The sequence below is a fragment of the Pseudogemmobacter blasticus genome (genome assembly GCF_003071405.1).
In the GTDB taxonomy this organism is placed as follows: Bacteria; Pseudomonadota; Alphaproteobacteria; order Rhodobacterales; family Rhodobacteraceae; genus Pseudogemmobacter; species Pseudogemmobacter blasticus.
The window spans coordinates 2,174,867-2,201,588 of sequence record NZ_CP020470.1 but is presented as its reverse complement, the minus strand read 5'-3'; the positions used below and the strand labels follow the sequence as shown (position 1 = coordinate 2,201,588).

Here is a 26,722-nt window from a genome sequence, read left to right as displayed (position 1 = left end):
GTGCCGGACAAGGGATTAGGCCATGAAACCCGTCGAGATCTATACAACCCCGACCTGCCCCTATTGCCTGGCGGCCAAGCGGCTGCTGAACCGCAAGGGCGTGCCCTTCGTCGAAACGGATGTCAGCCGCGATCCGGCGCAGCGCCGGGTGATGATGGACAGGTCTGGTGGCTATACCGTGCCGCAGATCTTCATTGGCGGACAGCCCGTCGGTGGTAGCGATGACCTGCACGCGCTGGAGCACAGGGGGCAGCTTGACGCGCTGCTGGCTGACTGATGCGCGCCGCCCTGATCCAGTTGAATGTCAGCGACGACCCGCAGGCGAACCTTGTGCAGACGCTGGACTGGTGCCGTCAGGCGGTGGCCGGCGGGGCCGGCTTCCTGCTGACGCCCGAAATGACGAACGGGCTGTCGTCAAGCCGTGACCATCAGCGCAGCGTCTTCCGGCATGAAGAGGACGATGAGACGCTGGCCGCGCTGCGGGCGTTCGCGGCGCAGGCCGGGGTCTGGCTGCTGATCGGGTCGCTGGGTCTGCTGACCCATGATGCGGACGGGCGGTTTGCCAACCGTTCCTTCCTGATCGGGCCAGAGGGCGACATCCGGGCCCGGTATGACAAGATTCACATGTTCGACGTGAACGTGTCGGAAACCGAGGTTTACCGCGAAAGCGCCAGTTATCGCCCCGGGGGCCGGGCGGTGGTGACCGAGGTGCCCTTTGGCCCTGTGGGCATGGCGGTCTGTTATGACCTGCGTTTCCCGCACCTGTTCCGCCGGCTGGCGCAGGGCGGCGCGCGGGTGCTGACCATTCCGGCGGCCTTCAACCACATCACGGGCGCGGCGCATTGGGAAACGCTGGTCCGGGCGCGGGCGATCGAGACCGGGTGCTTTGTTCTGGCGCCAGCGCAAACCGGGTTTCATGCCGAATCGCAGGGCAAGGGCCGCCGCACCCATGGCCATTCGCTGGCCGTCGCCCCCTGGGGCGAGGTTCTGGCCGATGCCGGCACCGAACCGGGCGTGACTTTTGTCGATCTTGATCTCTCACAGGTCGATCAGGCGCGGGGTCGCGTGCCCTCGCTGCACCATGACCGCGGGTTCGACGGGCCATGAGCACCGAGCGCAACGACGACATCGCGGTGGCGCTGTTTGGTGAGCTGTTCATGGCTGACCAACTGGCGCGCAACCGCGTGTCGAAGGCGCTGCCGCGCGGAATGGAACTGTCGCATTTTTCGGTTCTGAACCATCTGGCGCGGGTGGGCGATGAACGCACCCCGGCCCAACTGGCGCGGGCGTTTCATGTGACGCGCGGCGCGATGACCAATACGCTGACCCGGCTGGAATGGGCCGGGCATGTTCATATTCGCCCCGACTGGGATGATGCCCGGCAGAAGTTCGTGTCGATCAGCCCCTCGGGCCGGGCTGCGCGCGATGCTGCGGTGCAGGCGGTGGCACCGATGATTGCCGATGTGGTGGCGGCGCTGGGCGCGGACCGGGTGCGCGCCGTCCTGCCCGTGCTGCGCGAGATGCGGGCACGGCTGGAACAGGACAACTGACCGGAAAGCCGGAAACCGGATCGTAACGACTTGACCCCGATAGTCGGGCTGCGTGGTTCCGTGGCCGCGCGGAATCGGGGGTGGTCCATGCCGGCACAGACAGACAGGCTGACCGTGGTCATCACCGGCGCCAACGGGCGCGTGGCCGGGCTGTTGCGGCAGGCTTGGTCAGATCGCCCGCCGCGCCGCCTGTCGGTTCTGTGGTCGGCCCGGTGCCCGGGGCATGGCCTTCACTGGGATCTGCTGTCCGCCCCGGCCCCGGCCCTGCCACGGGGTTCGGTGATCCTGCATCTGGCCGGCGTGGTGCGGGGCGCTGATATGGCCGCCAATCCCCGCATGATCCCGGCCCTGATGTCCGCCGCCCATGCCAGCGGTGCGGCGGCGGTGGTTCTGGCTTCAACCGTGGCTGTCTATGCCCCGGGGCCATTGCCTGCGGCAGAAGACCAGACACCCGCCCCGGTTTCCGCCTATGGAGTATCAAAACTTGAGGCCGAGGAAGCGGCCTTTGCTGCCTCTGGCGGTTTGCCGGTCACGGCGTTGCGAATCGGCAATGTTCTGGGGGCGGATGCGCTGTTCGGGCTGGGTGGAACGGCCCCCCTGCGCCTTGACCCGGTGCCGGGGCAGGTCGATGGACCGCTGCGGTCCTGGATCGGGCCGCAGACGCTGGCGCTTTGCCTGCCGGCCTTGCTGCGGTTGGCGGCGGCGGGGCAGTTGCCGCCCCTGCTGAACCTTGCGCAACACCCGCCCTTGCCGATGGCCGCGCTGCTGCGCGCCTCCGGGCGTGTCTGGGATTGGGGCGCGCCCAACCCGGCCGTCGTGGCGGCGCATGTGCTGAACACCGAACGGCTGGCGCGATGGGTCAGGTTGCCACCGGCCACGCCCGCAGGGCTGCTGGCCGAACTGTCCGGGCAGGAGGTTGCCGCATGACCCCGGCAAAGCGGGCCTTCGACCTGTCGCTTGCCGTGGTGCTGGCGGTGCTGCTGGCCGTGCCCGGCCTGCTGATCGCGGCCTGGCTGTGGGCGCGCGGGGGCGGGCCGGTGTTCCATGTTGCCGAGCGTATGGCGGCCCCCGACCGCCCCTTCCGGCTGTGGAAGTTCCGCACGATGATGCCCGCCGGCGTTGCCGATCAGGGGGTTTCGGGCGGTGACAAGGCGGCCCGCATCACGCCGGAAGGGCGGTTCCTGCGCCGCGCCCGGCTGGATGAACTGCCGCAACTCTGGAACATCCTGCGCGGCGACATGAGCTTTGTGGGGCCGCGCCCGCCCCTGCGCGCCTATGTCGAGCGGTTCCCCGATCTTTACGCGGCAGTCTTGCGCAGCCGCCCGGGCCTGACCGGGCTGGCAACGCTGGTCTTTCACCGGCACGAAGGGCGGATTCTGGCCCGCTGCCGCACCGCGGCCGAGACCGATGCCGTTTATGCCCGTCGCTGCGTTCCCCGAAAGGCGCGGCTGGATCTGCTTTACCAGCGCAGGGCCTCGGTCTGGCTGGATGTCTATATCCTGGTGCAAACGGGGCTGCGGGTGATGGGCCTTGCAAGGGGTGGCGTTCGCCGGCAAGGCGCCAGGATCGGGCGGATGCCGCGGCATCTGATGCTTGTCCTGTCGCGCCGGATGTCACGCCGGGCCAAGCAACTGGTGCTGTGGGGCATCGACATCATTTCGGCACCCGTCGCGCTGTATCTGGCGGGCGCGGTTGTGCACGCGGCGCCCTGGCCTGACCCGGCCTTGTTGCGCCATGGCGAAATCTTCGGGCTGATCGCGCTGGTTACCGCCGGCATCTCGCTGGCGCTTGGCCTGCCACGGATCAAGCTGCAAACCTATGAAAGCCTTGGCACCACAGGGCTGCTGCCCATGGCTGCGCTGGTCACATTGGCGCTGGCCATCATGACCCGCGGGCTGGATTTGCAGTTTCCGCTGGCCGGGCTGGTGGCATTTTCGCTGATCCTGCATCTGGGGGCGCTGGCTGCCCGGTTGTCGCTGCTGCGGCTGCTGCGCTGGGCGCTGCGGTCGGGGCAGCCGCAGACGCGGGTTCTGATCTATGGCGCAGGGCCAACCGGGCAACAACTGGCCTCGGCCCTGCGATCCCATGCCGGGATTGCCGTCTATGGTTTCGTCGATGATGATCCTTCGCTGGCGCGGCAGCGGCTGGGCGGGTTGCCGATCCACGCGCCGGACCGGCTTGCCCATGTGGTGCGCAGCTATGACATCGCGCGGGTGATCCTGGCGATGCCGGATCTTTCGGCACCGAAACGGGCGCAACTGGGCCGCCGCCTGCGGACCCTGGGCCTTGAGGTGCAGGTTCTGCCCTCATTCGCGCAACTGGTGGGAACCGAGCGGCTGGTTGACACGCTGACGGCACTGCAGCCGGATCGTTTTCTTGGCCGCGACCCCGTGGTGAAAGGTTTGCCCGACCCGGGCGAAAGCTATGGCTGGCGCAATGTGCTTGTCACCGGGGCGGGCGGGTCGATCGGGGCGGAACTGTGCCGGCAGGTGCTGGCCTGCCGCCCGCGGCGACTGGTGCTGTTCGATCTGTCCGAAGCCGCGCTGTATCAGATCGACCGCGAACTTTCGGATCTGAACGCCGACGGCTGGACCGAGGTGGTGCTGGTTCTGGGCTCGGTCACGGATGCGATCACGGTAGAGCGGATATTGCGTCAGCATGAGGTTGAGATCGTTCTGCACGCGGCGGCCTACAAGCATGTTCCGCTGGTTGAGGCGAACCCGCTGCCAGGGCTGGTGAACAACGTCACCGGCACCCGCGTTCTGGCCACGGCCTGCCGACAGGCGGGCGTGGGCCGCTTCATCCTGATTTCCACCGACAAGGCCGTGCGACCGGCGAATGTCATGGGGGCGTCGAAGCGGCTGGCGGAAATGGTGGTTCAGGATCTGGCCCGCCGCAGCCAGACCACCCGCTTTGCCATCGTGCGTTTTGGCAATGTTCTGGGGTCATCCGGGTCGGTCATTCCGCTGTTCAAGGACCAGATCGCCCGGGGCGGCCCAGTGACCCTGACGGATGAGGCTGTCACCCGCTATTTCATGACGATCGAGGAAGCCTGCCGTCTGGTCCTGCTGGCCGGTGCGCTGGATGCCGCTGCGGAGACGGCGGATGCCGATGTCTTCGTGCTGGACATGGGGCGCCCTGTCCGCATCCGCGACCTGGCCGAACATCTGATCCAGGCGGCCGGCTATACCCTGCGCGACGCCGTGAACCCGGGTGGCGATATCGAGATTCGCGTGATCGGCCTGCGCCCGGGCGAAAAGCTGCATGAAGAGCTGCTGATCGGCGACGGGCTGCTGCCCACCCCCCACCCGCGCATCCTTCGGGCGCGGGAGGCTGCGCCTGAACCTGTGGCTGTGGCCGCGATGCTGCAGGAAATCGGGCGTTGTGCCGCGACCGGCAGTCCCGAGGCTGCACGGCGGCTTGCGCTTGGGGTCGTCCATGCCCATGATGCCGGAAAAGGCCGGGTGAACGCGGCCGGCGGCATATGAACGCATAACGGGTTTCGGGCCATGAATTGCCCTGTCCGTTGCATGAGGGGGGTGACGTTTGGCGCGACTGACCCAGCGGCAATGGCGGATGGCGGCCTGCCTTTCGGGGCTGGCCTTGGCAACCGCTTTTCCGGCGCAGGCCGAGATGAAGCCAACGCTCAGTTTCCGCGGCGTTCCCGGTGTGATCGACATGCCGTCCGGCGAAAGCCAGCCCGACGGCACCTTTTCGATGAGCGCCTCGCATTTCGGCGGAATTCGCCGGGGCGCCCTCAGCTTTCAGATCTCATCCCGCGTTGCCGCCACCTATCGGTTCGAAAGGGTGGGCGACTGGAACGCGCTGTTTCCTGGCGATTCCTCGACCTACGAAGGCAAGAGCTTTGACCTGCGGTTCACCCTGCTTGAGGAAACCGACAGCCTGCCGTCTGTGACGGTTGGCCTGCAAGACGTGTTCAACACCGGCAAGGACGGTGCGGAATATATCGCGGCAACCAAGACCTTTGGCGACCGGCTGAAGGTGACCGCCGGCGTGGGCTGGGGGCGGCTGGGGTCATACGGGTCGATGGGGTCACCCTTCGGCGCGCGCCCGGTCAGCGATTTCGGTCTGGGCGGCAAGCCCGAACCCGAAAACTGGTTCGCCGGCCCGGCTGCGGCCTTTGCTGGCGTGGAATGGAAGATCAACGACGCCTGGACGGTCAAGGCCGAGTATTCGTCGGATGCCTATGCCGAATACGCCGGAACCCGGGATGTGTTCGAACGGGACAGCCCACTGAACTTTGGGGTCGAATACAGCCGTGGCCGGTTCTTCAAGGCCGGTCTATATTCGCTGTACGGGTCCGAGATCGGGCTTTCCTTCCAGCTTGTGCTGGACCCCAAGACCGCCATCGCCCCCGGCGGCCGGGCCCCGGTGGCGATTGGCAAGCGCCCGTCCCGCTCCGCTGACCCCGAGGCCTATGACGGTGGCTGGGTTACCCAGCCCGACGCCGGAACCGTGTTACAGGCCAACCTGGCAAAACGGCTGGCGGTTGATGGCATCCGGGTCGAGGGGTTGGCCTATAGCCCCGGCAAGGCGCAGTTGCGCATCCGGTCAACCCGGGCCGAACCCGAAGCGCAGGTCATCGGCCGGGTCGCCCGCGCGATGAGCCATGTGATGCCGGCCTCGGTCGAGGTGTTCGAGATCGTTCCGGTGGCGCAAGGTATTGGTGTGTCAAAGATCACCGTGCGCCGGTCTGATCTTGAGGCGCTTGAACATACCGCCGGCAACCATGCCGCGATCCGCGACCGCGTGGTGATCAGTGACGCCGGACCCCTTCCCGACGGCCTGGTCTTCCCCGAGGATCGCTATCCCAAGTTCACCTGGAGCCTGAAGCCCGCATTGCGGCTGAGTTCCTCGCTCAAGGGCGATGCGGGTCTGCGGTTGCGCGGCACCTATGAGATTCAGCCGGGCCTGATCCTTGGCGGATCGGTTTATCAGACGTTGACTGGCCGGCCTGCGGCTGACCCGGCAACGCCGGGCCCGCTGCCGCCCGTGCGCAGCCGCAGCGCCGAATACCTGGAGAACGGCGAACCCGCGCTCGAATCGCTGACGCTGGCCTGGTATGCCCGGCCGGCCGAAAATTTCTATTCGCGCGTCACCGTTGGCTATCTTGAAACCATGCACGCCGGCATTTCTGCCGAACTGCTGTGGAAGCCGGTCGATAGCCGGCTGGCGCTGGGCGTCGAGGTGAACCACACCAAGCAGCGGGATACCGATGGCGGGTTCGGCTTTGGCGAGTTCGACTATGAGGTCACCACCGGCCATGTGTCGGCCTATTACGATTTCGGGCGCGGCTATTCCGGCCAGCTTGACGTGGGCAAATACCTGGCCGGCGATGTGGGCGCGACCCTGTCGCTGGACCGTGAATTTGCCAACGGCTGGCGGTTTGGCGCCTTTGCCACGCTGACCGACGCCTCGGATGAGGAATTCGGTCCGGGCTCGTTCGACAAGGGAATCCGCGTCACCATCCCGCTTGACTGGCTGATGGGCCGCAAGGCCGGAAACAGCGTCAGCCGCACCTTCCGGCCCTATTCCAGCGATGGCGGCGCGCGGCTGAACGTCTCGGGGCGGCTGTATGAAACGATTCGCGACTATCAGGGCAATGAGCTGGACGACCAATGGGGAAGCTTCTGGCGATGAGGCGCGCATTTCCCCTTGCCGTTATGCTGGCGACCGGCCTTGTTCTTGCCGGCTGCGGGGGCAAGTCGCCGCTGACCGCCGTGATGGGCAGCGCGCAGAAGATGATCGGCGGCAAGAAGCAGGCCGCGCCGGGGCGCAGCACGCTGACCGCTGCCGAGATTGCTGCCTATGACAAGCCGCTGATGCGGGTGCAGATCGCCGCGCTGGGGCTGGACAGCTATCTGACGCTGCGCGACCGGAACGGCGATGTGGCAACCTGGCAGGCGCCCAGCGGGGCCACCTTCAGCTTCCGCGACGGGGTGCTGATCGAAACGCGCGGTCTCAGCCTTGATCTGATGTCGTCAACGGCCCCTTCCCCGGCGCAACTGGCCCGGACGGGTGCGCCCTACAGCCGGATCTTTTTCGTCAGCAGCTTTGAAAACGATGTAGATCAGCGGTCTTACACATGCAGCACAGAGGCTGTGCCGGAGGAGGCGCCCGCCAGGCGGCACCTTCGCCATCTGCGCGAAACCTGCCAGAGATCCGGCGGAAAGCTGACATCGGATTACTGGATTGATGGCCGAACTGTCTGGACGTCGCGGCAATGGGCCGGGCCGGGCGCCGGCTTTGCGGTGTTTGAAATGATCAAGGAGTAGTATTCTGCAAGTAGAATATGTTGGGAACTGTGTGGAATTGAGCACAGGCCCCCGCATAAAAACGCCCCGGCTTTTTTGACCGTCTACACGATGCTATCAAAAGATATAACTTTTCTATGAACACATCACTTTTGAGGAGACCAGAATGAACAAGCTTGTCGCGTCCATTGCAGCCCTCTCGCTGAGCGCATCCGTCGCCTTTGCCGGTGGCCCGGTTGTCGTGGTCGAAGAACCCCCGCCCGAGGTCGTTCAACAACAGTCCTCGTCCAGCGTCGGAGCCCTGCCGATCCTGATCGGCCTTGTCCTGCTGTGCGCCGTCGCCTGCGGTGGTGGCAGTGACGACCCGGAGCCGCAGCTCGAGGAACAATAACATTTCTGCAGATTGGCGGATCGGTCGTGAGACAAAACTGACCGCCAATCTGGTTCAGAACGGTTTCGACAAGAGTGCCCTTACTTCCAACCGGAGAAATGCCATGAAGAAGCTTGTTGCTGCCATCACTGCGCTTTCCCTTGGCGCCTCGGCCGCCTTTGCGGGTGGTCCTGTCGTTGTCGTCGAAGAACCCGCGCCCGAGGTCGTTCAACAACAGTCCTCATCCAGCGTCGGTGCTCTGCCGATCCTGATCGGCCTTGTCCTGCTGTGCGCCGTCGCCTGCGGTGGTGGCAGTGACGACCCGGAACCGGAGCCGCAGCCCGCGGGCTAAGACGATTTTGCAGGGGATGAGCGGCAGTTCGATTTGCCGCCCAACCTGATGCGCCCTGAATTCCATACGGAGAAATGTCATGAAGAAGATTGTCGCCACTTTTGCGGCCTTGTCCCTCAGCGCTTCGGTTGCCTTTGCCGGCGGCCCTGTTGTGGTGGTTGAGGAAGGCCAGCCCGAGGTCGTTCAACAACAATCCTCGTCCAGCGTTGGCGCCCTGCCGATTCTGATCGGTCTTGTCCTGCTCTGCGCCGTTGCCTGTGGCGGCGGCAGCGACGATCCGCAGCGGGAGGAAGAACCCGCGCTGGAGTGACAGCACCTCCCAGGAAAACACGCTCAGCCGTGATGGCCGGGTCCGCGTTGGCGGGCCCGGCATATTTTTTCGGAACGTCCCGCGCTGATCGCCGGCCGTCAGTAGTCCTTCTCGAAATACACCCCGACACCGCTGTCCCCGTCGGAATCGACGCGGCCCTTGATGGTGACACCGGGTTTGACATCAAGGTTCAGGTTGATGCGGCTGTTGCCGTCCTGGCCCAGATCAATTTCCGTGTAGACGTTCTTGGAAATGTACTTGCCAGCCTTGACCGAGACGCTGCCGCTGTCATCGGTGCCGACATCCAGATCGTCGAAGCCGAAACTCTTGCGCAGTTTCCCGACCAGCCCTTCACCGCCCCGCCCGGCCAGAACGGCCACCGCATTGGCAAGCTGTGCCGCCTGGAAGGCTGACAGCGTATCAAGCCCGCGCCCGAACAACAGCCAGGACAACACCTCTTCCTGCGGCAGTTCGGGGCTTGAGGAGAAGGTGACCACAGGTTCATTCGCCGGCCCTTCGATCGAGACGGTGCTGGTGACACCATCGGTTTCGTTCGAGGCGGAAACTTTCAGGAAGGGAATGAAGTCGCCCTCCATCGCAAGCGAGGCTTCGGTCAGCACCAGCCGTTTGCCCAGAATATCAAGCCGGCCACGGATCAGGTCCAGCCCGCCCGAAGGGACAATGGCGCGCAGGCTGCCGCCAAGCCGCAGGCTGCCGCCAAGTTCGGCATCAATACCGCGGCCGCGCAGGAAGATGCGGCTGGGGGCGGAAATGATCAGGTCCAGCGCCCAGTCGGGCATCCCGCCACCCGAGGCGCTGCTTCCCCCACCCGACCCTGCGGCGCCAACACCCGCGCGGCTGCGGGTTGCACGCACGGGCGCCGGGTCGTTCACATGGCGCACCGCCTCAAGCTCGGCCGCGGTGGCAAAGCCGGTCGAGGGCACGCGCAACTCGGTCTCGCCGACGTTCACTTCGCCCGCCAGCCGGGCACGGCCCATCAGCGGGCCGTTCAGCGTCAGCCCGCCGGAAACGATGGTCTCGTAAAGCTCGGGGTCGCGCAGGCGCAGGCCGTCGATCTGCACCGTCAGGTCGCCCGGATAGGGCGAGGTCAGCCCGACGGGACCATCGACGCGCAGCCGCCCACCGCGCGGGCCTTCGCCGGTGGCGGTCAGCCGCACCCGGCCATTGCCCAGATCGGCGGCCACCGCCAGACGGTTCAGCGACAGGCCGCGCGCCGGAATGGCAAGTTTGCCGCCCGACAGCGTGGCCCGGCCTGACAGCGCCGACAGGCCCCAGGCCCCGTTCAGCCGCAGGTCATAGGACAGCGCGCCGTCTACGCTGACCGGGTCGATGAAGCCATTGGCCACGCCGGCCTGCGCCGTGCCCTGAAGTGTCAGGTCTGCCCTTGCGCCTGCGGTTCCGGCCACACGGGTATTGATGCCGCCGGGGCCGGTGACGCGAAGGTCCACCACCTGATCGGTGCCGCGCGGTTCAAGGCTGCCGGTTACCGAGACGGGGCCGGGGAACTGCGCCACAAGCAGGGCAAGATCGCGCAGGCGACCATCCACCCGCAGACGCGGACCGTTGCCTTCGGATCTGGCGGTCAGGGTCAGGCTTTGGCCGGCCAGATCAAGGTTGTCCAGGCGCGGGGCACCATCGACTAGCCGCGCCGCAGCGGTCAGCCGCGTTTCGCCCGCCAGCACCCGGTCAACCTCGGGCTGGCCGATGCGCAGGCCGCGCGCATCGCCGGTCAGTGTCAGCGCGGCATTGCTGGCATCGCCGGCAAAGGTGCCTTCGGCCGACAGGCTGCCCCCCAGACTGGGGCGAATGTCGGCCAGAGAGCCAATATCGACCCGGCCTTTCAGCGTGCTTGTCTGCGACGACAATTCGCCCGAGGCCGAGGCCTTGACCGAGGCGGCACCGAAATCCATCGCCCGCAGATGGGTGCCGGTTTCATCGCGCAGGATGGATGCGGTCAGCGTGGCATCGCCCGCCATGAGGCGGTCAGCCTCGGGCTGGCCAACCTTCAGCCCGCGCGTCGTGGCCGCGATCACCGCATCGAAGGCGCCACTCAGGGCGCTGGCTTGCCCCTCAAGCTGCAGCGTGCCAGACCCGCCCAACGGCCGCCCGGCCAGGCCCGAGAGCCGTCCGAAATCGGCCAGCGTCGCCTTGACCGTGCCGCTGGTCCGCAGGCCTTCGGACAGGCCTTCCATCTGCAAGGCGCCGGTCAGGTCATAGCCTTCGCCGGTAACCGAAAGCTGCGGCAGCGACAGGGCATCCGCGCCCTCGACCCAGGAAAACGCCAGCTTGCCGCCCAGGTTGGCGCCCATGGCCTGCGCCACCGCCGGATCGCGCGGGGCGGCGCCGGTCAGCCGGAAATCCAGCGTGCCGTCAACGCCGCCCTTGCCGGCGGTCCGCTCGATCCGGCCTTCGCCTGAAAGCGTGGCCTGGGTGGCGGAAAAGTCGGGCTGATCCAGCCCGTCCACGGTGATCTGCGCTGTCCAGAGGTTGCCGGTGGCGGCATCGAACTTCAGCGCAAGATCCGCCGCGGCCACGCGGGTGACCCCCTCACCCGGCAGCGGCAGGGCAATGGGGCTGCGGTCTGGCAAGCCCAGTTGGCCGGTCAGGTCAAAGGCCTGCGGCAAGCCGTCATCGGCCAGCGCAAGGCTGCCGCGCAGGTCCAGCGCCCGCGCTGTCAGGTGCAACTGGTCCAGCAGCAGGCGGCCGGTCGGGAAGGTGGTGCCCGAAACGTCCAGCGCCACGCGGTCGCCCAGAAACTCGGCATATTCCGGAACGAACAGCGGCGCGGGGTTGCCCTGAAGCTGCGCCGCGAAATCGCGCGCCCCGTCTTCGGTGGCCTTGATCGTGATCGGCCCCGACAGGCGTGGAGCCCCGTCACTTTCCAGCCGGAAACTGGCGTTGAAATCGTCCAGCGTGCCGGTGCCATCCAGCGTCAGCCCGACGGCAGGTTCCCCCGGCAACCCCAGCAGTTTCGCGGCGATGCCGCCCTTGTCCTCAACCGCGGCCAGCGCCACGTCCAGTTGCCCGGTTGCGTTGGCATAGCCTGCGGTCAGCGTCACCTTGCCGTCGGGGCCGTCATCGGTGCGCTCGATGGTAACCGAGATGTCGCCTTCGCCCCCGGCCAGTTCGACCGAGGCGCTGACCACGCCCTCGACCGGCTCGCCCAGAATATCGGGGCCCAGCACCAGTTCACGCGCGGCGATTTCGCCCACCTTCAACGAAACCGGCAATTCGGGCAAGCTGAACCCCTTGGCTTCCGGCGACGGCAGGCTTTCCTCGTCAGACGCGGGCCAGCGTTGCAGCACGATCTTCTCGGCGGTCAGCGCGTTCACCTCGACCCGGCCCGCCAGCAGCGAAGACCGGCTCCAGTCCAGCACCACGCCGTCAAGCGTGATCCAGATGCCCTTGTCATCTGAAATCTCGATCCGCTGCACGGTGGCCTGCGACGACAACGCCCCCGCAAAGCCGGTGATTGTCACCTTGCGGCCGGCAGAGGACAGGTTGTCCTCAAGAAAGGCGGTCAGATAGCCGCGATCATCCTCTTGCGCGGCGGCGATGCCGGCCGAGGTGATCAGGATGCAGGAAAGGAATACGCCGCGCATCAGAACGATTGCCCCAGACCGATATAGACCTGCACCCCGTCGCCCGTGTCACCCCCCACCGGGGCGGCCACGTCCAGCCGGATCGGGCCGAAGCCGGTTTCATAGCGCAGGCCCAGGCCCGCGCCGGCGTGCCAGTCGCTTAGCACGCCATCGAACCCGTCCACCCCGATCTGCCCGGCATCGACAAAGCCGACGATGCCGATCTTTTCGGTGATCCGTGTCCGAACTTCGGCAGAGCCGGCCAGCATGTGCGTGCCGCCAATCATGAAGGCCGGGCCGAAGCCGCGAGTGACGGATACGCCCAGCGACCTGTAGGGTTGCCCCCGCACCGTGCCGCCGCCGCCCGAGAAGAACAGATCGTCGCGCGGGGTTTCCAGCAGATCGCTGCCAAGGATCGCACCGCCCTGGAAGCGCACTGCCAGCGTCACCCCGTCCTTGGCGCCAAAGCTGCGGTAGCCGCGGGCGTCGAAGGTCAGCCGCACGCCAGAGCCGGTGGTGCCAAGGCCCAGGAACGGTTTGACGGTGGCATCAAGGTAAAATCCCTTGTGCGCGTCGGTCGTGTTGTCGCGCCGGTCCCATGTGGCGCCAAGCGGCAGCGAAAGGTTGCGGAAGCGGAAATCGCCGCCCGGGTCGCTGCCATCAATGTATTCATAGGCGACGCCGGCGCGGATCGTCAGGCTGTCCGACAAGTAATGCGTCAGCGACAGCCCCGCCTTTGCGAAATCGGCGGCATAGTCCACCTCGTCCAGATGGCCGATCTTGGCCGACAGGCTGGCGGTCGTATCGGGTGAAAAGGTGGCGGGCCGGTCCAGCGTGAAGCCCAGGGCGTAATCGACACCGCTGACACCGGACCCGATGTTGGTGATTTCGGCGTCGATCTTCAGCCGTTCGCCACCGCCCAGAAGATTGCGGTGCAGCCAGTAGCCGGTCAGCGACAGCCCGTCGATGGTGGCCGCTTCGGCCCCGATGGAATAACGCCGGGGTTTCTGTTCGGCCACCGCGACATTGATCGGCAACAGCCCGTCAGCCGTCAGCCTTTCGCCCTCGGTCAGCGTGACCGAGGAGAACACGCCCGACCGCCGCAGCCGTTGCGCGGCGCGGTCCATCTCGGACTGGCTGAACCTTTCGCCCTGGCGCAGACCGGCGATCTTGATGATCCGCTGCACCTCCATCCGCTTGGCGCCGGTCACGATGGTGGGGCCAAAGCGCAGTTCGGGGCCGGGGTCCAGGGCGATGTCGGCCGAAAGGCGGGCATTGGCATGATTGGCCAGAATGTCCTGCCGTGTGGTCTTGGCACGGGCGTGGCCGGCTTCGCGCCAGGCCAGGATTGCAGCCCCCGCCGCATCTTCCACCACCCCGGCACGGGCCGGCTGGCCGGGGGCAAAACCTTCGGGCAGCTTGGTTCCGCCAGCAAGCGGGGCAATGCGGGTTGTGCTGAAGGCGAATTGCGGGCCCGGGTCCACCCGCACCGTGATGGTGCCGATCCGCGACGGAGCGTCCAGCGGGGCGATCCCCGCCGCCTCGCGCCCGTCAATCAGGATGTGGATGACGGCCGAATAATGCCCTTCGGCATACAGCGCGCCCAGGATGCGGGCATAATCCGACCGGGCCGCCGCGAACATGTCCTGCGCATCGGTGGCACCGTCGGTCTGTTGTGCCAGCAGAAGCGAAGCGCCGCGCACCGCCTTTTCAACCGCGTCGCCGCCCGAGGAAACGGTGAAGTCCAGCCGGTCCAGGGCAAGGGAGGGCAGGGCGGATGCCAAGGCAAATGCCATGGCAACACCCGAGACCCGACAACGAAAAGACCTGGCACGCGACACGACAACCCCCGGTAGCTTGGGTACCAACTATGGCAATTGGCCGGGAAAGGGCAACAAGTCTTGGTGCCTCAGGCTGGCGCGAGCGCGATGCGCCGCCGTCATGCCGCTGTCACCCCGGTATGGTCTGGTGGTCGCCACACCGAACCACGGGGGAAACCATGTCGCTGGACGGATACGATCTGGAAGAAGCCTATGAGATTCATGGGCCCCAAGAGGCGCGCGAGATGTATGGCGCCTGGGCCGAAACCTATGATGAAAGCTTCGGTCGCGCCTGGGGCTATATCGCCCCGCGCGAGATTGCGGCGATCCTGCGAGCAGAGATCGACCCGCGGGCGGCGATCCTGGACATCGGCGCCGGCACCGGCCTTGTCGCCGAACACCTGCGCGGTCTGACGGTTGATGCCATCGACATCACGCCCGAAATGCTTGATGTCGCGCGGCCCAAGGGCCTGTATCGCAGCCTGCGTCTGGGGGATCTGACGCAGCCGCTGGATATTCCTGACAGTTCCTATGACGCCATCGTATCCTGCGGCACCTTCACCCATGGCCATGTCGGCCCGGAATGTCTGCCCGAATTGCTGCGCATCACCCGCCCCGGCGCGGTGTTTGCCTGCGGCACCATCGGCCCGGTACTGGACGGCGCCGGTTTCGGCAGCGCCCTGGCACGGCTGGTGGCCGCCGGTCGGATCACCCCCGTCGCCTGGCGCGACATTCCCATCTACGAAGGGGCCGAACACCCGCACAAGGATGACCGCGGGCTGGTGATGGTGTTCCGCAAGCTGTGACAGTTGCCGGTGCAGGGGCTGCGCACGCAGCCCTTGCGCCAAGGGGTCACAAGGCGTATATGGCCTTCAACAGCGGTTTCGGGGTCCAAACTCGAAGCTACCGGCAGACACGGGCGGGCCGCTGGGTCCGCTTTTTTGTTTTGACAGGGTTCGGATGAACGATCTTATCGCCAAGACCTCCATCGACCGCCGCCTGGCCGACATTGTCGGCCCGGTGATCGAAGGGCTGGGCTTCGAACTGATCCGGCTGCGCCTGATGGGCGGGCTGGGCAAGGTGACGCGCACGCTGCAGATCATGGCCGACAGGCCCGATGGCGGCATCGGTGTCGAAGACTGCGGCGCGATTTCCACCGCGGTTTCGGCCGTGCTGGACGTGGAAGACCCGATCGAAGACCAGTATGTGCTGGAAGTCAGCAGCCCCGGCATCGACCGTCCGCTGACCCGGCTCAAGGACTTCGAGGTCTGGAAGGGCTGGGAAGCCCGGATCGAAACGACCGAACTGATCGACGGCCGCCGCCGCTTCAAGGGCGGGCTGATGGGCGTCGAGGGCGACGAGGTGCTGATCGAGATCGAGGAAGGTGGTCAGGATGTGACCATCGGCCTGAAGTTCGAGTGGCTGTCCGACGCCAAGCTGATTCTGACCGACGAGCTGATCGCCGAAATGCTGCGCCAGAAGAAGGTGGCGCTGCCCGAGGATGGCGGCTTTGACGAAATCGAAGAAACCGACGGGGAAGATGATGAAACCATCGCCCCCGAAACGAAACACTGACGGGGGCACGACCCATGGCAATCACTTCGGCCAACCAGCTCGAACTTCTGCAGACCGCCGAGGCGGTTGCGCGGGAAAAGATGATCGACCCGGAACTGGTGATCCAGGCGATGGAAGACAGCCTCGCCCGTGCCGCCAAGTCGCGGTACGGCGCCGAGATGGACATCCGCGTCAAGATTGACCGCAAGACCGGCCGCGCGTCCTTCAGCCGTATTCGCACCGTGGTCGAGGATGATCTGCTGGAGAATCACCACGCCCAGTTGACCGTCAAGCAAGCCAAGACCTATCTGGCCGACCCGCAGATCGGTGACGAGATCGTTGATGAGGTGCCGCCGGTCGATCTGGGCCGCATCGCCGCGCAAAGCGCCAAGCAGGTGATCCTGCAAAAGGTGCGCGAGGCCGAGCGGGACCGCCAGTTCGAGGAATTCCGCGACCGCAAGGGCAGCATCATCAACGGTGTCGTCAAGCGCGAGGAATACGGCAACGTCATCGTGGACATCGGCCGCGGTGAAGGCATTTTGCGCCGGAACGAGAAGATCGGCCGCGAAGCCTATCGCATCGGCGACCGCATCCGCTGCTACATCAAGGACGTGCGCCGCGAAGTGCGCGGCCCGCAGGTCTTCCTGTCGCGCACCGATCCGCAGTTCATGGCCGAGCTGTTCAAGATGGAAGTGCCGGAAATCTATGACGGCATCATCGAGATCAAGGCCGTCGCCCGCGACCCGGGTTCGCGTGCCAAGATCGCCGTCATTTCCTATGACAACGGCATTGACCCGGTCGGCGCCTGCGTCGGTATGCGCGGCAGCCGCGTGCAGGCCGTGGTGAACGAACTGCAGGGCGAAAAGATCGACATCATTCCGTGGAACCAGGATCAGGCGACGTTCCTGGTGAACGCGCTGCAACCGGCGCAGGTGTCCAAGGTCGTGGTGGACGAAGACGCCGGCAAGATCGAGGTCGTGGTGCCGGACGAGCAGCTTTCGCTGGCCATCGGCCGCCGGGGCCAGAACGTGCGCCTTGCCTCGCAACTGACGGGTCTCGACATCGACATCCTGACCGAGGCCGAGGAATCGCAGCGCCGTCAGGCCGAATTCGCCGAACGCACCAAGCTGTTCATGGATACGCTGGACGTTGACGAGATGATGGCCCAGCTTCTGGTGGCGGAAGGCTTCACCAACCTGGAAGAAGTGGCCTATGTCGATCAGGACGAACTGCTGTCGATCGACGGTTTCGACGAAGGCACCGCAGACGAGCTGCAAGCCCGCGCCCGCGACTATCTGGAAGAACAGGCCCGCAAGGCACTGGAATCGGCCCGCGCCATGGGCGTGGACGACAGCCTGATCGGCTTTGAAGGGCTGACCCCCCAGATGCTGGAGGCGCTGGGCAAGGACGGCATCAAGACCCTGGAAGACTTTGCCACCTGCGCCGACTGGGAACTGGCGGGCGGCTGGACCACCGAGAATGGCCAGCGCAAGAAGGACGAAGGCATTCTTGAGAAGTTCGACATGAGCCTGGAAGAGGCGCAGAATCTGGTGATGACCGCGCGCGTCATGCTGGGCTGGGTCGACCCGACCGAGATGGCCGCCGCCGAAGAGCCGGCCGAAGTTGAAGAGGAGGCCGGGGCCTGATCTCAGGCCCTGGGGAACCCCGCCCATGACACGCGGCGGCCGGGAAAAAGACCAGGACGGACCGGAGCGGAAGTGTATCGTCTCCGGTGCGGTGGGCCCCAAGCCGGGGCTCATCCGCTTTGTCGTGGGACCAGAAGATACGGTGGTGCCCGATCTGGCGGGCCGCCTGCCGGGGCGGGGCATCTATGTTTCCGCCGACCGCGCGATGATCGCCAAGGCGGCGACCAAGGGCCTGTTCAGCCGGGCCGCGAAGATGCCGGTCAAGGCGCCGGCCGATCTGGCCGATCTGGTTGAAACGCTGATGACGCGGCGGGTGATTGATCTGTTGTCGCTGGCCCGCAAGGCAGGCGATGCGGTGACAGGTTATGAGAAGGTAAAAGACTGGCTTGTCTCGGGGCGCGCAAGGGTTCTGATTCAGGCCGAAGACGGGTCGGAGCGCGGCAAGACCAAGCTTCGGGCGCCAGATGGTGAAAACAGCCTGATTTCTTGCCTTTCGGCAGGGGAAATCGGTTTGGCTTTCGGACGCGAACGTGCCATACACGCGGCGCTTGCGGCTGGTGGACTCACAACCCGTGTTGTAGAGGAAGCGGCAAGGCTTGCCGGGCTTCGGGATGAAGCGGGCAGGCAGGACGGCGGAAAGACCGCCGGGAAGGATACGAAGGACGCATGAGCGATACTGACGGCAAGAAACCCCTGGGCTTGGGTGGCGCCCCCCGTTCCGGTCAGGTGAAGCAAAGCTTCTCCCATGGCCGCACCCATGCGGTGGTCGTCGAGACCAAGCGCAAGCGCGTGGTTGTGCCCGCGCCGGCGAAGCCCGGCGTTTCGGGCACCGCTGGCGGCGCCGCCGCTTCGGCGCCCGTCGGGGATCCGTCGCGGCGCCCCGCAGGCATCTCGGAAGCCGAGATGCAGCGGCGTCTGGACGCGCTGCGCAGCGCCAAGGCGCGCGAGCAGGAAGAAGCTGCCAAGCGCGCCGCCGATGAAAAGGCGCGTGAGGAAGATCGCCAGCGCCGCCGCGAAGAGATTGAAGCCAAGGAACGCGAAGACCGGCAGCGTGAAGCTGCCCTGCGCGCCAAGGCCGAAGAAGAAGAACGCGCCCGCCGCGAGGCCGAGGCCGAGGCCGCTGCCAAGGCGGCCGCCCGCAAGGCCGACATCCTCGGTACGCAGCGCCGTCAGCCGGCCAAGCCGGAAGAGCCTGCCGCCCCGGCAGCGGCCGCGGCAACCCCGACGGACCGTTCGACCGGCCAAAGCCGTCCGAAGCCGGGGGCCACTCCGGCTGCCGGCGACGACAGCCATGGCGCCAAGCCCGGCCTTGCCCCGCGCAAGACCGACCGCGAACGCGATGACCGCGCCACCGACCGTGGCGCCAAGCGCGGTGACGAAGGCCGCAAGTCGGGCAAGCTGACGCTGTCCGACGCGATTTCGGACGAAGGCGGCCGTCAGCGCAGCCTTGCCGCGATCAAGCGCAAGCAGGAAAAGGCCCGTGCCAAGGCGCTTGGCCTGGGCATGAAGGCCGAAAAGCAGGTGCGCGATGTGCAACTGCCGGAAACCATTGTTGTCAGCGAACTTGCCAACCGGATGGCCGAACGGGCCGCCGATGTTGTGAAATCGCTGATGAAGATGGGCATGATGGTCACCATGAACCAGACCATCGACGCCGACACCGCTGAACTGGTGATCGAGGAATTCGGTCACAAGGCGGTTCGCGTTTCGGATGCCGACGTTGAACAGGTGATCGACACGGTCGAGGATACGGCAGAGAACCTGCAGACCCGTCCGCCGATCGTCACGATCATGGGCCACGTTGACCACGGCAAGACCAGCCTTCTGGATGCAATCCGCAAGACCAACGTGGTCTCGGGCGAAGCCGGCGGCATTACCCAGCATATCGGGGCCTATCAGGTGCGGGCCGCCAATGGCGCGCTGATCACCTTCCTTGATACGCCCGGCCACGCGGCCTTTACCAGTATGCGCGCCCGTGGCGCACAGGTCACCGACATTGTCATTCTGGTGGTGGCGGCGGATGACGCCGTGATGCCGCAGACGATTGAGGCGATCAACCACGCCAAGGCCGCCAAGGTGCCGATGATTGTCGCCATCAACAAATGCGACAAGCCTTCCGCGAACCCGCAGAAGGTGCGCACCGATCTGCTGCAGCACGAAGTCGTGGTCGAGGCCATGTCGGGCGATGTGCAGGATGTCGAGGTTTCGGCCCTGACCGGCAAGGGCCTTGATGCCCTGCTGGAAGCGGTCGCCTTGCAGGCCGAGATCCTGGAACTCAAGGCGAACCCGAACCGGGCCGCCTCGGGTGCCGTGATCGAAGCCAAACTTGACGTGGGCCGCGGCCCGGTGGCGACGGTTCTGGTGCAGAACGGCACGCTCAAGAAGGGCGACATCTTCGTCGTCGGCGAAAAGTGGGGCAAGGTCCGCGCTCTGGTCAACGACAAGGGCGAGACCGTCACCGAAGCCGGCCCCGCCGTTCCGGTGGAAGTGCTGGGTCTGAACGGCACGCCCGAAGCCGGTGACGTGCTGAACGTGGTGGATACCGAAGCCCAGGCGCGTGAGATCGCGGATTACCGCGAGAAGGCCGCCAAGGACAAACGGGCCGCCGCAGGTGCTGCCACCACGCTGGAACAGCTTATGGCCAAGGCCAAGGCCGACCAGTCGGTGTCGGAGCTGCCGGTTCTGGTCAAGGCCGACGTGCAGGGTTCTGCCGAAGCCATTGTTCAGGCGCTGGAAAAGGTTGGCAACGAAGAGGTTCGCGTTCGCGTGCTGCACTATGGCGTCGGCGCCATTACCGACAGCGATGTCGGCCTTGCCGAAGCCTCGGGCGCGCCGATCATCGGCTTCAACGTCCGGGCCAATGCCACGGCTCGCGCCTCGGCCCAGCAAAAGGGTGTCGAGATCCGCTATTACTCGATCATCTACGACCTGATCGACGACATCAAGAAAGCCGCCTCGGGTCTGCTCAAGGCCGAAGTGCGCGAAAACTTCATCGGTTATGCGCGGATTCAGGAAGTCTTCCGCATCACCGGCGCTGGCAATGTTGCGGGCTGCCTGATCACCGAAGGCGTGGCACGGCGTTCCGCGGGCGTGCGGCTTCTGCGCGACAACGTGGTTATCCACGAAGGAACGCTCAAGACGCTCAAGCGCTTCAAGGACGAGGTCAAGGAAGTGCATTCGGGCCAGGAATGTGGCATGGCCTTCGAACGCTACGAGGACATCCGCGCTGGCGATGTCATCGAAATCTTCGAGCGCGAGGAAGTTCAGCGTTCGCTGAGCTGACCTCTTGCACCAGACATGGAAAAAGCCGGGCAAACGCCCGGCTTTTTCTTTTCAGGATCAGTGTCGGAATGGCGGGCCCGTTCAGACCACCGAGGTTCCGACGAAATCCTTTTCGTCAACGCGGACAATGGTCTTTCCGTCTGGCGTCTGGCCGACGAAAATCCCCTGCACGAAGATGCTGCTTCCAATCAATATGGTCCGAAGCATTCGAGTCCCCCCTCAAGGTCGATGCTGATCGTCAGCGTAATACCTGTTGGGGTAAAATCGCAAAGAAATAATGAAGCACGGCCCAAACAACCGCAGCGCGTCTAGAGCCAGTCGCGCAGGATGGGGATCAGCGGCAGGTCGGCCGGGGGCATCGGGTAATCGCGCAGCCGGGCGGGCGGCACCCAGGCCAGGGTCTGGCCTTCCTGCGCCAGCGGAATCCCCTCCCAGCGACGGCAGGCGAACAGCGGCATCAGCAGGTGGAAATCCTCATAGGAATGGCTGGCAAAGGTCAGCGGTGCCAGACAGGATTTCCAGGTGTCGATGCCCAGTTCTTCCTTCAGCTCGCGGATCAGGCAGGCTTCGGGGGTTTCGCCCGGCTCTACCTTGCCGCCGGGAAATTCCCACAGCCCCGCCAGGGATTTGCCCGGCGGGCGCTGTGCCAGAAGAACCCGGCCGTCGGCGTCGATCAACGCTACGGCCGAGACAAGCAGCGTTCTCAAGATCTGTAATCCGCGTTGATCTCGACATAACGGTTGGTCAGGTCGCAGGTCCAGACCGTGCGCTTGGCCTTGCCCAAGCCAAGATCGACCGCGATCAGCAGTTCGGATTGCTTCATGTAATCCGCCCCCGCCTCTTCGGTATAGCTTTCCGCGCGCCAGCCCTTCTCGGCCACCACGATGTCTCCGAAGCGGATGGTCAGCTTGTCACGCTCGGCGGCGGCACCGGACTTGCCGACTGCCATCACGATACGGCCCCAGTTCGGGTCTTCGCCGGCGACGGCGGTCTTGACCAGCGGCGAATTCGCAATGCTGAAGGCCACCTTAGCGGCGTCTTCATCGCTGGCGGCACCAGTCACCCGCACTTCGATCAACTTGGTCGCGCCTTCACCATCGCGCACCACCTGAAGCGCCAGATCGTGCATCACGCCGGCAAGGGCGGCCTCGAACGCCCTGGCAACCGTGCCCTTCACCTCGGCCGCGGCCGATTGTCCCGTGGCCGCAACCAGCAGCGTGTCCGAGGTTGAGGTATCGCTGTCCACAGTGATCGAGTTGAAGGTCGCGCCGACATTCCGGTCGATCATCTTTTGCAGATTGGCCTGGCTGATCTTCGCATCGGTGAAGATGTAGACCAGCATCGTTGCCATATCGGGCGCGATCATGCCCGAACCCTTGGCGATGCCGGCAATCTGGATCAGGCCCCCGTCGCCCTGCACCGTGGCAGCGGCACCCTTGGGGAAGGTGTCGGTCGTCATGATCGCTTCGGCCGCCATGCGGATGCCGGTTTCCGACAGCGCACTTGCCAGGGCAGAGATCACCGCGGTGATCTTGCCATGCGGCAGCGGTTCCCCGATCACCCCGGTCGAGGATGAGAAGACCCGCCCCGCCGGAACGCCCAGCACCTCGGCCACGCCGCCGGTGACGGCAGCCACCGCATCGTCGCCCAGCTTGCCGGTAAAGGCGTTCGAGTTGCCCGAGTTCACAAGGATCGCCGCGCCCACGCCGGCCGGAGCCTTGGCCGCCAGCTTGGCCTGTCCGTCACGCACGCAGGCGGAACGGGTGGAAGATCTGGTGAACGCCCCCGCAAGAGTGGTGCCCGGCGCCAGCCGGACCAGCATCACATCCTTGCGGTCGCGATACTTGATCCCCGCGCCAATGGCGGCGAACTCGGCCCCCGCGATCACCGGCAGTTCGGGAAAAACTGCCGGTGCCAGCGGCGAAACCGGCTTCATCGCCTTTTTCGCTGCGGCGACCACATCGCCCACCGCATCCGAAACCGCCTCGGCCATCGGGCCGGCGGCGGCAGAGAGCGTGGACTTCAGCGCTTTCACCTTCTTCTTCAGCGCCTTCGCTTCGGCCTTCCAATCGGTTTTCGCCATGTCCATGCCCCCCTGATCAGTCGATCAACGCGCCATTCTTCAGGATCGCCGGGTCGATCGCCTCACCCGGCTTTTCAACCTTCGCGGCCTCGGTCAGCGCCTTCAGCTTGTCCTCGATCGCCTTGTTCTCGATCTCGGAGGCCAGCTCATCGCGCATGTCGTCCAGCGACGGCTTTTCGGCGATCCGGGTTTCCTTGACCAGGATCAGATGCCAGCCGAAATCGGTCTTGACCGGGTCAGACACCTTGCCCACCTGGGCCGCCACCACGGCATCCTCGAACGGCTTGACCATCATGCCCAGGCCGAACCAGCCCAGATCGCCACCGGCAGCGCCCGATCCGGTGTCGATCGAATTGGCCTTCGCCAGTTCGGCGAAATCGGCGCCACCATCCAGTTGCGCCTTCAGATCCTTGGCCTTTTCCTCGCTGTCCACAAGGATATGGGCGGCGTTGTATTCGGTCTGCGGCGCGGCATCCTTGAACTTGTCGTCATAGGCCTTTTGCAGCGCTTCGTCGGTGACAGCGGCCTTGGCGATGCCGTCAATCACCTTGCCGGACAGGTAGCCGCGCTTGGCATTCTCAAGATTTGCCTTGTCGCGCGCCGTCAGCTCGGGGGCCGTTTGCGTCAGCACTTCCTGTTGCACAAGCTGCTCAAGAATACCCTTGAACAGAACGTCATCGGGCAGGGCCGCGTATTGTTCGGGCAGGCTTTCGCGCAGCGCAATCATCTGCCCCAGCGTGATCTGGGTTCCGTTCACGGTGGCCACCACCGTATCGGCGGTCTCGCCCTCGGCCCAGGTCGGCCCTGCGGCGGCGATCATGGCCGCGAAAGCCAGTCCAAGGCGCATCTGTTTGGTCATATCACCCACTCCTGATGGGCCGCGCAGCCCGCGCGACGTTGACTAAGCCCGCCCCAACCCTTACATCGCGGCAGTCGCGTGAGACGGGGCCGTCCGGGTCCTTCTTGGCCCTTCTATGGAAGGCGGTGAGGGCGGGCAAGGCCACGCCTCACACGATCTCGTAAATGACGCCTCACGGAGAGATCATGCTGGGTCTGGGTTCACTCGCGCGGAAAGTTTTCGGCACGCCGAACGACCGCAAGATCAAGGCCGCGCGCCCGCTGGTCGCCAAGGTCAATGCGCTTGAAGCGGAGTTTTCCGCCCTGACAGACGAGGGCATCGTCGCCAAGACGCGCGAGCTGCAGAAGCGCGTTCAGGAAGGCGGCGAAACGCTGGATGCCATTCTGCCGGAAGCCTTTGCCAACTGCCGCGAAGCCGCGAAACGCGCGCTTGGCCTGCGGGCCTTCGACGTGCAGTTGATGGGCGGCATCTTCCTGCATCAGGGCAACATCGCCGAAATGCGCACCGGCGAAGGCAAGACACTGGTCGCCACCTTCCCGGCCTATCTGAACGCGCTGACCGGCAAGGGCGTGCATGTCGTCACGGTGAACGACTATCTTGCCAAGCGTGACTCGGAATGGATGGGCAAAGTCTATGGTCAGCTTGGCCTGACGACCGGCGTCGTCTATCCCTACCAGCCCGATGCCGAAAAGCGCGCCGCCTACCGCGCCGACATCACCTATGCCACGAACAACGAGCTGGGCTTCGACTATCTGCGCGACAACATGAAGTCGACCATCGACGAGATGATGCAGCGCGGCCACCACTTTGCGATCGTCGACGAGGTCGACTCGATCCTGGTGGACGAAGCCCGCACCCCGCTGATCATTTCCGGCCCCGCGCAGGACCGCAGCGAACTGTACACCCAGATCGACAAGCTGATCCCGCAGTTGCAGCCCGAGCATTACAAGCTGGACGAAAAGGCGCGCAACGTCACCTACACCGACGAAGGCAACGATGCCGTCGAGGTGTTGCTGCGTGCCGCCGGCATCCTGCCCGAGGGGCAGCACATGTTCGACCCGGAAAGCACCACGATCGTTCACCACCTGAACCAGGCGCTGCGGGCCCATACGATGTTCTTCCGCGACCAGCATTACATCGTCCGCGATGGCGAGGTGATCCTGATCGACGAATTCACCGGCCGCATGATGAAGGGCCGCCGCCTGTCGGATGGTCTGCATCAGGCCATCGAGGCCAAGGAAGGCGTCAAGATCCAGGCCGAGAACGTCACGCTGGCCAGCGTGACCTTCCAGAACTACTTCCGGCTTTATGAAAAGCTGGCCGGCATGACCGGCACCGCGGCCACCGAGGCCGAGGAATTCATGCAGATCTACGGTCTTGGCGTGGTCGAGGTTCCGACGAACCGCCCGGTGGCGCGCAAGGACGACCATGATCAGGTCTACCGCACCGCGCGCGAAAAGTTTGACGGGATCATCGTCTGCATCAAGGAAGCACACGAGAAGGGCCAGCCGATCCTGGTTGGCACCACCTCGATCGAGAAATCCGAACTTCTGTCCGAGCTGCTCAAGAAGGAAGGCATCCCGCACAACGTGCTGAATGCCCGCCAGCATGAGCAAGAGGCACACATCGTTGCCGAAGCCGGCCGGTTCGGCGCCGTGACCATCGCCACCAACATGGCGGGCCGCGGCACCGACATCCAGCTTGGCGGCAATGTGGAAATGAAGGTTCTGGCGGCCATCACCGCCGACCCGCACCTGCACCCCGACGAAGTGCGCGCCCGCATCGAGGCCGAGCACGCCGAAGAAAAGGCCCGCGTGATTGCCGCCGGCGGTCTGTTCGTTCTGGGCACCGAGCGCCACGAAAGCCGCCGGATCGACAACCAGTTGCGCGGCCGGTCCGGCCGTCAGGGCGACCCGGGCCGTTCGGCCTTCTTCCTGTCGCTGGACGATGACCTGATGCGCATCTTCGGAAGCGAGCGGCTGGACAAGATCCTGTCCTCGCTGGGCATGAAGGAAGGCGAAGCCATCGTTCACCCTTGGGTGAACAAGTCGCTGGAAAAGGCGCAGGCCAAGGTTGAAGGCCGCAACTTCGACATCCGCAAGCAACTGCTCAAGTTCGACGACGTGATGAACGACCAGCGCAAGGCGATCTTTGGCCAGCGTCTGGAAATCATGCAGGCCGAGGATGTTTCGGAAATTGCCGCCGACATGCGTTGGCAGGTGATCGACGACCTGATTGATCAGTTCCTGCCGCCGAAATCCTACCCCGACGCCTGGAATACCGAAGGGCTGCGTGCCGCCCTTGTTGAAAAGCTGAACGTCGACCTGCCGGTTCAGGAATGGGCCGCGGAAGAGGGTGTCGATCAGGCCGCGCTGTCGGAGCGCATCATCGAGGCCACCGACAAGTTCATGGCCGACAAGGCCGAGTCTTTCGGCAAGGCCACGATGGAAGGCATCGAGAAGCAGGTTCTGCTGCAGGCGATTGACGGCAAGTGGCGCGAACACCTGCTGCGGCTGGAACATCTGCGGTCGGTCATCGGCTTCCGGGCCTATGCCCAGCGTGACCCGCTGAACGAATACAAGACCGAAGCCTTCCAGCTTTTCGATTCGATGCTGAATTCGCTGCGCGAACAGGTGACCGAACAGCTTGGCCGCATCCGCCCGCTGACCCGCGAAGAGCAGGATCAGATGATGGCGCAGATGGTTGCCGCCCAGCAGCAGGCTGCTGCCGCCGCGGCGCCGATTTCCGCCGAACATGCCCCGGCGGAACCGGCCATCGACCCGGCACCCGTGCAGGCCCCGGCGTCCCCTGCATTGCAGGCCAGCGCGCGGCTTGCGGGCTTTGACGAGACGGACCCCGCCACATGGGGCAACCCGGGCCGCAATGACCCTTGCCCCTGCGGATCGGGCGAGAAGTTCAAGCACTGCCACGGCCGTCTGGCCTGAACCACGTCGGGATTGCGGCGGGAAAACGGCACCCGTCGCGATTCCCCTTGGCCTGACTTCATGGCGCGCGGGAA

At 65.3% G+C, this 26,722-nt stretch carries 22 protein-coding genes and 1 pseudogene; 17 read left to right on the top strand and 6 right to left on the bottom strand.

Annotated elements, in window-relative coordinates:
* Positions 1-22: 22 nt before the first annotated feature.
* The 11 genes and pseudogenes from grxC (at position 23) to B6K69_RS10705 (ending at position 8,857) form a co-directional block, all read left to right on the top strand.
* On the top strand, positions 23-277 hold the full coding sequence (gene grxC, locus B6K69_RS10755) for a glutaredoxin 3 (RefSeq protein ID WP_108643779.1): 255 nt from the start codon (positions 23-25) through the stop codon (positions 275-277).
* Positions 277-1,107 (top strand): carbon-nitrogen hydrolase family protein, encoded by an 831-nt coding sequence (locus tag B6K69_RS10750; protein WP_108643778.1) that lies wholly within the window; start codon positions 277-279, stop codon positions 1,105-1,107. Before grxC ends, B6K69_RS10750 begins: the two co-directional genes overlap by 1 nt.
* On the top strand, positions 1,104-1,550 hold the full coding sequence (locus B6K69_RS10745) for a MarR family winged helix-turn-helix transcriptional regulator (RefSeq protein ID WP_107671680.1): 447 nt from the start codon (positions 1,104-1,106) through the stop codon (positions 1,548-1,550). The genes B6K69_RS10750 and B6K69_RS10745 overlap by 4 nt, the downstream gene beginning before the upstream one ends.
* A gap of 87 nt (positions 1,551-1,637) precedes the next feature.
* Complete coding sequence (locus tag B6K69_RS10740; RefSeq protein ID WP_108643777.1) at positions 1,638-2,477, top strand: NAD-dependent epimerase/dehydratase family protein; 840 nt, start codon at positions 1,638-1,640, stop codon at positions 2,475-2,477.
* A pseudogene (locus tag B6K69_RS18690) lies at positions 2,474-3,076 on the top strand (sugar transferase); the annotation flags it as partial. The gene B6K69_RS10740 and the pseudogene B6K69_RS18690, both read left to right, overlap by 4 nt.
* Positions 3,074-5,038, top strand: a complete 1,965-nt coding sequence (locus tag B6K69_RS10730) for a nucleoside-diphosphate sugar epimerase/dehydratase (RefSeq protein ID WP_335602835.1) — start codon at positions 3,074-3,076, stop codon at positions 5,036-5,038. The pseudogene B6K69_RS18690 and the gene B6K69_RS10730, both read left to right, overlap by 3 nt.
* A gap of 58 nt (positions 5,039-5,096) precedes the next feature.
* Positions 5,097-7,211: a YjbH domain-containing protein gene (locus B6K69_RS10725; protein WP_228156713.1), complete on the top strand. Its 2,115-nt coding sequence runs from the start codon at positions 5,097-5,099 to the stop codon at positions 7,209-7,211.
* Positions 7,208-7,846, top strand: a complete 639-nt coding sequence (locus tag B6K69_RS10720; protein ID WP_164681938.1) for a YjbF family lipoprotein — start codon at positions 7,208-7,210, stop codon at positions 7,844-7,846. The genes B6K69_RS10725 and B6K69_RS10720 overlap by 4 nt, the downstream gene beginning before the upstream one ends.
* 145 nt (positions 7,847-7,991) lie before the next feature.
* A complete protein-coding gene (locus tag B6K69_RS10715) occupies positions 7,992-8,216 on the top strand; it encodes a hypothetical protein (protein WP_108643774.1) in 225 nt (74 codons plus the stop codon).
* A 103-nt stretch (positions 8,217-8,319) separates the two neighbouring features.
* Complete coding sequence (locus B6K69_RS10710) at positions 8,320-8,547, top strand: hypothetical protein (protein WP_108643773.1); 228 nt, start codon at positions 8,320-8,322, stop codon at positions 8,545-8,547.
* A gap of 79 nt (positions 8,548-8,626) precedes the next feature.
* Positions 8,627-8,857 carry a hypothetical protein gene (locus tag B6K69_RS10705; RefSeq protein WP_108643772.1) on the top strand — a complete coding sequence of 77 codons (231 nt, stop codon included), beginning with the start codon at positions 8,627-8,629 and terminating at the stop codon, positions 8,855-8,857.
* Between the two features lie 98 nt (positions 8,858-8,955).
* On the opposite strand, the gene B6K69_RS10700 is transcribed toward B6K69_RS10705, so the two are convergent.
* Together B6K69_RS10700 and B6K69_RS10695 are read right to left on the bottom strand one after the other, a co-directional pair.
* Entirely contained in the window at positions 8,956-12,480 is a 3,525-nt protein-coding gene (locus tag B6K69_RS10700; protein WP_108643771.1) for a translocation/assembly module TamB domain-containing protein, read from the bottom strand.
* The gene (locus tag B6K69_RS10695; RefSeq protein WP_108643770.1) at positions 12,480-14,255 is read right to left on the bottom strand and encodes an autotransporter assembly complex protein TamA; all 1,776 of its coding nucleotides are present in this window, start codon (positions 14,253-14,255) and stop codon (positions 12,480-12,482) included. The genes B6K69_RS10700 and B6K69_RS10695 overlap by 1 nt, the downstream gene beginning before the upstream one ends.
* Positions 14,256-14,458: 203 nt before the next feature.
* Between B6K69_RS10695 and B6K69_RS10690 the strand changes: the two genes are divergently transcribed.
* The 5 genes from B6K69_RS10690 (at position 14,459) to infB (ending at position 20,761) form a co-directional block, all read left to right on the top strand.
* Positions 14,459-15,085 (top strand): class I SAM-dependent DNA methyltransferase, encoded by a 627-nt coding sequence (locus tag B6K69_RS10690; RefSeq protein WP_164681937.1) that lies wholly within the window; start codon positions 14,459-14,461, stop codon positions 15,083-15,085.
* A gap of 154 nt (positions 15,086-15,239) precedes the next feature.
* On the top strand, positions 15,240-15,854 hold the full coding sequence (gene rimP / locus B6K69_RS10685) for a ribosome maturation factor RimP (RefSeq protein WP_107671690.1): 615 nt from the start codon (positions 15,240-15,242) through the stop codon (positions 15,852-15,854).
* 14 nt (positions 15,855-15,868) lie between these two features.
* Positions 15,869-17,479, top strand: coding sequence for a transcription termination factor NusA (gene nusA, locus B6K69_RS10680; protein ID WP_108643769.1), 1,611 nt, complete (start codon positions 15,869-15,871; stop codon positions 17,477-17,479).
* Positions 17,480-17,504: 25 nt separating this feature from the next.
* On the top strand, positions 17,505-18,149 hold the full coding sequence (locus tag B6K69_RS10675; RefSeq protein WP_108643768.1) for an RNA-binding protein: 645 nt from the start codon (positions 17,505-17,507) through the stop codon (positions 18,147-18,149).
* The gene (gene infB / locus B6K69_RS10670) at positions 18,146-20,761 is read left to right on the top strand and encodes a translation initiation factor IF-2 (protein WP_108643767.1); all 2,616 of its coding nucleotides are present in this window, start codon (positions 18,146-18,148) and stop codon (positions 20,759-20,761) included. The genes B6K69_RS10675 and infB overlap by 4 nt, the downstream gene beginning before the upstream one ends.
* A gap of 81 nt (positions 20,762-20,842) precedes the next feature.
* Here the strand turns inward: infB and B6K69_RS18545 are convergent, their stop codons facing one another.
* The 4 genes from B6K69_RS18545 to B6K69_RS10655 all read right to left on the bottom strand — a co-directional run bounded on the left by B6K69_RS18545 (position 20,843) and on the right by B6K69_RS10655 (position 23,703).
* Entirely contained in the window at positions 20,843-20,968 is a 126-nt protein-coding gene (locus tag B6K69_RS18545; RefSeq protein ID WP_257791662.1) for a hypothetical protein, read from the bottom strand.
* Between the two features lie 101 nt (positions 20,969-21,069).
* On the bottom strand, positions 21,070-21,468 hold the full coding sequence (locus B6K69_RS10665; RefSeq protein ID WP_107671694.1) for a (deoxy)nucleoside triphosphate pyrophosphohydrolase: 399 nt from the start codon (positions 21,466-21,468) through the stop codon (positions 21,070-21,072).
* Positions 21,465-22,697: a bifunctional glutamate N-acetyltransferase/amino-acid acetyltransferase ArgJ gene (argJ, locus tag B6K69_RS10660; RefSeq protein WP_418260545.1), complete on the bottom strand. Its 1,233-nt coding sequence runs from the start codon at positions 22,695-22,697 to the stop codon at positions 21,465-21,467. Before argJ ends, B6K69_RS10665 begins: the two co-directional genes overlap by 4 nt.
* A 163-nt stretch (positions 22,698-22,860) precedes the next feature.
* Positions 22,861-23,703: a peptidylprolyl isomerase gene (locus tag B6K69_RS10655; RefSeq protein ID WP_107671696.1), complete on the bottom strand. Its 843-nt coding sequence runs from the start codon at positions 23,701-23,703 to the stop codon at positions 22,861-22,863.
* Between the two features lie 185 nt (positions 23,704-23,888).
* On the opposite strand from B6K69_RS10655, the gene secA reads away from it, so the two are divergent.
* Positions 23,889-26,648 carry a preprotein translocase subunit SecA gene (secA, locus tag B6K69_RS10650; protein WP_108643766.1) on the top strand — a complete coding sequence of 920 codons (2,760 nt, stop codon included), beginning with the start codon at positions 23,889-23,891 and terminating at the stop codon, positions 26,646-26,648.
* Positions 26,649-26,722 lie beyond the last annotated feature (74 nt).

Coding starts and splice junctions, on each gene's coding strand:
- grxC (WP_108643779.1), top strand. CDS start 23: ATGAAACCCGTCGAGATCTATACAACCCCGACCTGCCCCTATTGCCTG.
- B6K69_RS10750 (WP_108643778.1), top strand. CDS start 277: ATGCGCGCCGCCCTGATCCAGTTGAATGTCAGCGACGACCCGCAGGCG.
- B6K69_RS10745 (WP_107671680.1), top strand. CDS start 1,104: ATGAGCACCGAGCGCAACGACGACATCGCGGTGGCGCTGTTTGGTGAG.
- B6K69_RS10740 (WP_108643777.1), top strand. CDS start 1,638: ATGCCGGCACAGACAGACAGGCTGACCGTGGTCATCACCGGCGCCAAC.
- B6K69_RS10730 (WP_335602835.1), top strand. CDS start 3,074: ATGGGCCTTGCAAGGGGTGGCGTTCGCCGGCAAGGCGCCAGGATCGGG.
- B6K69_RS10720 (WP_164681938.1), top strand. CDS start 7,208: ATGAGGCGCGCATTTCCCCTTGCCGTTATGCTGGCGACCGGCCTTGTT.
- B6K69_RS10715 (WP_108643774.1), top strand. CDS start 7,992: ATGAACAAGCTTGTCGCGTCCATTGCAGCCCTCTCGCTGAGCGCATCC.
- B6K69_RS10710 (WP_108643773.1), top strand. CDS start 8,320: ATGAAGAAGCTTGTTGCTGCCATCACTGCGCTTTCCCTTGGCGCCTCG.
- B6K69_RS10705 (WP_108643772.1), top strand. CDS start 8,627: ATGAAGAAGATTGTCGCCACTTTTGCGGCCTTGTCCCTCAGCGCTTCG.
- B6K69_RS10700 (WP_108643771.1), bottom strand. CDS start 12,480: ATGCGCGGCGTATTCCTTTCCTGCATCCTGATCACCTCGGCCGGCATC.
- B6K69_RS10695 (WP_108643770.1), bottom strand. CDS start 14,255: ATGGCATTTGCCTTGGCATCCGCCCTGCCCTCCCTTGCCCTGGACCGG.
- B6K69_RS10690 (WP_164681937.1), top strand. CDS start 14,459: ATGTCGCTGGACGGATACGATCTGGAAGAAGCCTATGAGATTCATGGG.
- rimP (WP_107671690.1), top strand. CDS start 15,240: ATGAACGATCTTATCGCCAAGACCTCCATCGACCGCCGCCTGGCCGAC.
- nusA (WP_108643769.1), top strand. CDS start 15,869: ATGGCAATCACTTCGGCCAACCAGCTCGAACTTCTGCAGACCGCCGAG.
- B6K69_RS10675 (WP_108643768.1), top strand. CDS start 17,505: ATGACACGCGGCGGCCGGGAAAAAGACCAGGACGGACCGGAGCGGAAG.
- infB (WP_108643767.1), top strand. CDS start 18,146: ATGAGCGATACTGACGGCAAGAAACCCCTGGGCTTGGGTGGCGCCCCC.
- B6K69_RS18545 (WP_257791662.1), bottom strand. CDS start 20,968: ATGCTTCGGACCATATTGATTGGAAGCAGCATCTTCGTGCAGGGGATT.
- argJ (WP_418260545.1), bottom strand. CDS start 22,697: ATGAAGCCGGTTTCGCCGCTGGCACCGGCAGTTTTTCCCGAACTGCCG.
- B6K69_RS10655 (WP_107671696.1), bottom strand. CDS start 23,703: ATGACCAAACAGATGCGCCTTGGACTGGCTTTCGCGGCCATGATCGCC.
- secA (WP_108643766.1), top strand. CDS start 23,889: ATGCTGGGTCTGGGTTCACTCGCGCGGAAAGTTTTCGGCACGCCGAAC.